Here is a 6,494-nt window from a genome sequence, read left to right on the forward strand (position 1 = left end):
GAAAAGAAGTTTAGTGGAATGCGAGGGAATGAGATAATTGATGAGGCTAATTACTATTCTCCATCGTCGCTTACCGACTTTAATTGAGTTTATCATTGCGATCGTTCTAGTTAGTTGTGTTCAAGTTCATTTAACCCCTAAAACAATACCAGAATCTCAAATCATTGTGAGTACTTCTGCTGAACCCTCTACCTTTAATCCTCAACTAATGCAAGAAGGATCTGGGATTTTGACTTTCCTCTATGAAGGACTAATTCGCGAAAATGGTGAGGGAGAAATTCAACCAGCCCTCGCCGAGTCTTGGCAGATTTCTCAAGATAGTAAGCAGATTATTTTTAATTTAAGAAAAAACCTAAAATGGTCAGATGGCGTACCCCTTAATGCTGATGATGTGGTATTTACTTATAAAGATGTTTACACGAATACCGCCATTCCTTCCTATGCTAAAGATTTTTTGCAAATAGGACAAAATCGCCGTTTCCCCACAGTTAAAAAACTGGATAATTGGCGCGTTGAGTTTACCCTACCACAACCTTTTGCCCCCTTTATCCGCACCACAAAACTAGAAATTTTACCCGCCCACATCTTGAGATCTTCCATCACAAATAAGGACTCCGCAGGCAGACCACTATTCCTCTCAACCTGGGGTACAGATACTCCACCCAACCAAATTATTACCAACGGTCCTTATCAGTTGGAAACCTATGTTCCAGGTGAGAGAATGATATTCAGGAAAAATCCCTATTACTGGCGCAAAGACGATCTAGGTAACCCTCAACCCTATATCGAGCGCATTGTGCAAAATACTGTGAGTAGTGATGATACAGCGCTCATCCAATTTCGTTCTGGAGGTCTCGATTTTTTTCAAGTGAAAAGTCATTATTTTTCCTTATTAAAACGAGAAAAAAAAAAGGGAAACTTTACAATTTACAATGGAGGTGCGCAAACAGGAACCACAGCCATCATGTTTAATTTGAACAAAGGAACCAGAAATGGTCAACCTCTGATCGATCCGATTAAATCTCGCTGGTTCAATATGGTAGAATTTCGCCAAGCAGTTGCCTATAGCATCAATCGCCCGCGTCTACTTAACACTATTTTTGGGGGGCTAGGGGCACTGCAAAATTCGCCCATTGCCCAGCAAAGTCCTTACTATCTCTCTCCCCAAGCAGGTTTGCCAGTCTACGACTACAACCCTCAGAAGGCAAAAGAGTTACTCATCACAGCAGGTTTTCTATACAATAATCAAGGGCAATTATTTGATGCTAGTGGCAATCGAGTCCGCTTTACCCTCACCGCAAATGCCAGTAATAAGGTGTTGCAGAATATGGCACCACTAATTCAAGAGGATTTGAGTCAGATTGGGATTCAAGTAGATGTGAATACCATCGCAGTGGGATTAGTTGTAGACAAGTTAATGAATCGTCTGGATTGGGATTGCCAGATTATGGATGGTTTCCCCATGACAATAGAACCCAACGAAACCATAAATTTTTGGTCTCCTGAAGGAAACTGGCATTTTTTTAATCGCCAACCCCAAGCCGGACAAACACCGATTACTAATCAAGAGGTGGCGGATTGGGAACAAAAAATTGCTGATCTTTACATTGAGGGGGCAGGAGAATTGGCTGAATCCAAGCGTCAGGAGATTTATGGAGAAATTCAACAACTTAGTCAGGAGTATCTACCATTTATTTATCTCGTGAACTCGTTGTCCATGGTGGCAGTGCGAAATTCCATTCAGGGGGTGAAACATTCGGCGTTATCAGGAACATTTTGGAATATTTATGAATTTAACCTAACGGATAGGTAATCTGATTTGGCTTATTTATTATGATTATGTCAACAGAAGTGATATCACTCCCCTATCGAGATGGGGGGAGTAGCAATTCATCAGTTACAGTCTAGTCAAATAAAAAAATACATAAACAATTAAACTTTCAGAGGATTTGTTAATGATACAGTAGTGCATGTTGAAATTAAACAGGATAGAGGTAAGGCTAAAAATTGCTCTATTGAGAGTTGTTTAAACCAGAACAACTTTCAATAATCTCCAGCTCTTACAAGATCCGATTCTCAAACCCAGTCAAAAATATGACATAGCCTATCCACCTTCATCCCGGCCAAGGACGGAATTCATTTGTGTTTTTCGCTGTCCCCAGAGAAGATGCAGAGATCGTTTGCCTCGACAGTTGTCTATCGGCTAATGAAACGCCAGAAAATTGTTCCATAACCTGTTGTCGTCCGGTTTGACCGAGCGAGTACTGCCAGTCGCCATTTTTCAGTAAATTATAAATTTTTATTAAAAAATTTTACTAGCCAAATATTTCATGATAAATTAAACTCGGCTTAAATTGATTTCAAAGGTAATTAAAGTGAACAAAACCATTCCAATTATTGATTTCCAAGGTTTTATTGAGGGGAACCAAATTGAAAGAGAAGTGGTGGCAAGACAATTTTATGATGCCTTAGATCGAGTGGGTTGTTTATACATAAAACACCACGGCATTTCCCCTGATTTGATCGAGCGATCTTTTGCTCAATCTCAGGCTTTTTTTGCCCTACCTTTAGAAGAAAAACAAAAGATTGCTCAGGATAAATATAGCCCAGGCGTAGGATATTTCAGAAATCCAACAAGACCTAAAGAAGTCTTTGGCTATGTTTATGAAAGATCTGCTGATGGCGAAAATTCTGATGCCTCTATAAATTCCCATCCCCAATATGATTGGCCAGTCAATCCCCCACTATTTCGTGAGACAATTCTAGAATTTTTCCAAAGCTGCCAAGAATTGTCTTGGAAGTTATTCCAAGCCTTGGCGATTGGTTTGAAAATACCTGAAACAGTTTTAACCGATGCAATTTCTGACAAAAATTGTTATATAGGTTTAATTCATTATTTCCCAATTACTCAACCTACGCAGCCGGGACAAACTCGATTCCAGGCACATCGCGGTTCGGGAACCTTTGGCTTAATTTTTCAAGATGAGGCTAAAGGTTTGGAGATTTGTACACCTGATGGAGAATGGATTGCTGTTACCTCCATTCCAGGTACAGTAGTCGTCATCATGGAAGATCTGATCCAACGGTGGACAAACGATCGACTGGTTTCTACCCTCCATCAAGTTACAGTTCCCGAAGAAGAATTTTATAGAACTCGCTCTCGATACTCGATTGGGTTTAAAGTAACTCCAAATTATGATGCTGAAATTAGCTGTCTTGAGGCTTGTGTCAACGAGAATAATCCGCCTAAATATTCGCCCATTTCTGTCACTGATTACTACAAGGAGTGGGAACAAAAAAACTACGGTTAAGATTTAATAAATTGCAACATTGGCTTAATTGAAGAGGGGAAGTAGTGAAAGTTTATATTTCCTATTTTCTCCCCTCTCCTCTTAACTAGCAATCTGGATTTTTGACAGTTTTTGATACTCAGCCAATAAATTTTCACTCAATTGTTCCCAGGAAAAGTTTTTCTCAACCCTTTTACGTCCAGCTTTTCCCATTTATTGACTGATATTTTCATCCCTGAGAAGGTGTAAAATCGCCTCAGCTAAAGCATTAGCATCACCTCTTTCAACTAATAAACCTGTTTTTTCTTCCTCTACAATTTCTGGAAAAGCACCGCCCCTAGTAGCAATCACGGGTAATTCCATAGCTATTGCTTCGATAACGGGCATTCCAAAGGGTTCTTCCCAAACGGAAGGAAAGACAAATAAATCGGACTGTTGATAGTATTCGATCATCTTTTCATGGGGAATTCTACTCAGAAAAAAGACCGAATTTTCCGCATTTTTTGAAATCCGATCTTGTACAATCTGGCGATAGTTACCCTGAAAAAAAGGCATCAGCGATCGCGTTTTTGGGTCATTTCGACTCAGAATATACCACAGGAGCAGGGCATTTTCTGGCCCCACTAACTTAAGCTCAACGTTGGGATAACGAGACACCACTTGGTTAAACGCATCGATTAACACATGAACCCCCTTTTCTGGGGAAATTCTGCCCACAAACAGGATTTGCTTGGGGGTTTGAGAGCGATAGTTCCTTCGCGGTTGAGGGGTAAAATGATGCAAATCGAAACCGTTGTAAAGCGTTTGACAGGGAATTTCAGGCAGATACTTTCGGATCGGATTGGTAATATAATCGCTGCATCCGAGAACCAAATCCGCCGAACTGAGGCAGTGTTTAACAAAAGCGAGATCGAACTGGGGCAGTAATTCACTGTGAGCGTGAAAAACGATTTTTGCCTGGGGATTAAAAGCCCGCATCATGGGCACAAATTGAAACGCAATGTGGAGGTGAATGACATCGCATTGTTGGCGCTGCAAATCACGAACCATTTTTCCATAGGCACTGCAATAAAACCATTTTGAAGCGTAAAAGGGGCGTTGAGGATTGGATAAATTCCACTCATCAAGATAGTTTAAAGGCTCTAAAAGCGAATCAATCCAAGAGGCTGTGATTCTCCGATACCGAATGCCTTCTTCTACTGATTCAATCGTTTGATGATAGGGGGCTTTAGCACCATAAAATAAAACCTCATGTCCTAGGCTAACCAAACGCCCAGCCAGAGCATAGGAAACAAGACGAACAGCGCCAGATTTGGGGGGGTCTGCAGGTATATAAGGATAATCAGCAAAGGCAATTTTCATCGGGTTTAATTGGTAACGGAAGCAGGATCAATGGATGTTGATTCATCAACACCAGATTCAACCCGATAGGGTTCAAAACTTTCGACAGCATCGGGCAATTCTGTTTCTAATAATCGCCAGCGGGGATACAAACTGGCAAACAGGGTGATTAACAGACTGATACCGCCCAATAGGATCAGCAAAAAGCCCATACCACGACCTACCCCGGTTCCAATAAAAGCCCCAATTCGGTTGGACCAAAGACTATCTGAGGTCATCAATGGTTCAAAGACTTTTTCGGCTAGTGGCCCAACCATCAAGAACCCCGCAGGTACGCCCATCGCATCCAATGCCGACTTCAAAGAAAATACCCGACCTTGCAGGTTGAGGTCAACTTTATTTTGGAAAATAGTTTGACATGTGTTGTAAAGGATCGGGCGAATTACGGAAAACAGGGTAATACTAATCGTAAAAATTAGCAGAGACGAAGACCAACCGGCAAACACGAGTAAAATTCCGTTGATAACCATACAGCCATAAATCACTCTCATGTAGTGCTGTGGCTGTCCCCAAAAGGTGACTGCCAAGCTACCGACTACCGTACCCGCCCCAAAACAGGACAGAATACGACCGAGAAGATCGTGGGAAGCTACCGTAATCACTAAGGGAATGGTGATGACATTAATCGAACCCATTTGAAAAAAGGTGAAGCTGGAAATGAGCAGCAATCCCACTAAACCCGGATAAGCGGTGAGATACTGAAGACCATAGATCATCTCTGTCATAAAAGAACTTTTGACAGCGTTCTCTTCGGTTTTCAACTCAGGAAAGGCAATCATCAACAGGGGTAAAATGCCAATGACAAGGCTAGCCAACTGCAATAATAACACGCCTTGGACGTGAATCCAGTTGAGAAATATGACACCGAGTAACGGACCTAAAATTTGTGAAGTCCCGTTCAAAAAACTCATTAAACCATTGGCTCGACCTCGATTTTGTTTGGACACCAGCAGGCTAATGGATGCGTAGAATGCGGTGGTTTGAAAGGCGGCACAAGTCGCTTCAAACGCACCAAAAATATAGATATGCCAGGGTTCTAGCTGACGATTTAGTACTAACAAACCCAACGCTAAAATGCCTAACGTAGCACAGAGATCGCTAATGACCATAATCCAACGGCGGTTCCAGCGATCAGTTATCGTTCCCACCACCGGAGCGAGGAGGATAAAGGGAAGTGTGCTAAAAAAACTAACCAGAGCAAATTGAATGGCAGATTCGGTGCGTTCATAAACCCAAACGTTCAGGGAAAAGCGCGTAATCAATGTTCCAGTTGCCGCCAAAAGTTGCCCTCCCCAAATGAACAGAAACAATCGCATATCTTGAATAACGTGGAGAAAAGAGGATTCTTCGGATGAGATAGGATTCATAATGATTTGACGGTTTGCAATAGTAAACAAAAAAGCAAAAAAGACGCTGACGGGGTGACAACAAGCTGTCAATCCCTTACTGCGTGCGGGATTGGCAGCTTGTTGTCATAAATAAATAGGTCTGAAGGATCTCAATAAAACCCAAGTAATTGAAAAAATGAATTTCTTACCTACATTCTATATTAAACACCTGAAAACTCAGCTTAAAAGGGCAGAATTTTTAATTTTCTTCATGTTGGTGACAATTTTACAAGACCACAGATGGGTGAGACGGGAAGAATTAGCGTCGCAATTTCCTCAAAAGATCCTATTTGAGAGTCGCCGGAAAAAGTTACAAAGATTTCTCGACAATCCTCACCTAACCGTTGCCCAAATTTGGTGGCCATTATTTAGCTATTGGTTGCAGAATAATTTCGAGTCAGGCTCAGTCTTGTAT

At 41.5% G+C, this 6,494-nt stretch carries 4 protein-coding genes and 1 pseudogene; 3 read left to right on the top strand and 2 right to left on the bottom strand.

The features are described from left to right. The first annotated feature begins 40 nt into the window (after positions 1–40). Together NJ959_RS03605 and NJ959_RS03610 are read left to right on the top strand one after the other, a co-directional pair. Positions 41–1,813 carry an ABC transporter substrate-binding protein gene (locus tag NJ959_RS03605; protein ID WP_254010385.1) on the top strand — a complete coding sequence of 591 codons (1,773 nt, stop codon included), beginning with the start codon at positions 41–43 and terminating at the stop codon, positions 1,811–1,813. A gap of 562 nt (positions 1,814–2,375) precedes the next feature. Further along, on the top strand, positions 2,376–3,311 hold the full coding sequence (locus NJ959_RS03610; protein WP_254010381.1) for an isopenicillin N synthase family dioxygenase: 936 nt from the start codon (positions 2,376–2,378) through the stop codon (positions 3,309–3,311). 192 nt (positions 3,312–3,503) lie between these two features. On the opposite strand, the gene NJ959_RS03615 is transcribed toward NJ959_RS03610, so the two are convergent. Together NJ959_RS03615 and NJ959_RS03620 are read right to left on the bottom strand one after the other, a co-directional pair. Then, positions 3,504–4,652 carry a glycosyltransferase family 4 protein gene (locus NJ959_RS03615; protein ID WP_254010382.1) on the bottom strand — a complete coding sequence of 383 codons (1,149 nt, stop codon included), beginning with the start codon at positions 4,650–4,652 and terminating at the stop codon, positions 3,504–3,506. Between the two features lie 5 nt (positions 4,653–4,657). Next, positions 4,658–6,058 carry an MFS transporter gene (locus NJ959_RS03620; protein WP_254010383.1) on the bottom strand — a complete coding sequence of 467 codons (1,401 nt, stop codon included), beginning with the start codon at positions 6,056–6,058 and terminating at the stop codon, positions 4,658–4,660. Between the two features lie 157 nt (positions 6,059–6,215). Between NJ959_RS03620 and NJ959_RS03625 the strand changes: the two are divergent. After that, positions 6,216–6,494, top strand: a pseudogene (locus NJ959_RS03625) (IS4 family transposase); the annotation flags it as partial.

It is taken from the genome of Limnofasciculus baicalensis BBK-W-15 (assembly GCF_024178385.1).
Lineage (GTDB): Bacteria > Cyanobacteriota > Cyanobacteriia > Cyanobacteriales > Coleofasciculaceae > Limnofasciculus > Limnofasciculus baicalensis.

Coding starts and splice junctions, on each gene's coding strand:
- NJ959_RS03605 (WP_254010385.1), top strand. CDS start 41: ATGAGGCTAATTACTATTCTCCATCGTCGCTTACCGACTTTAATTGAG.
- NJ959_RS03615 (WP_254010382.1), bottom strand. CDS start 4,652: ATGAAAATTGCCTTTGCTGATTATCCTTATATACCTGCAGACCCCCCC.
- NJ959_RS03620 (WP_254010383.1), bottom strand. CDS start 6,058: ATGAATCCTATCTCATCCGAAGAATCCTCTTTTCTCCACGTTATTCAA.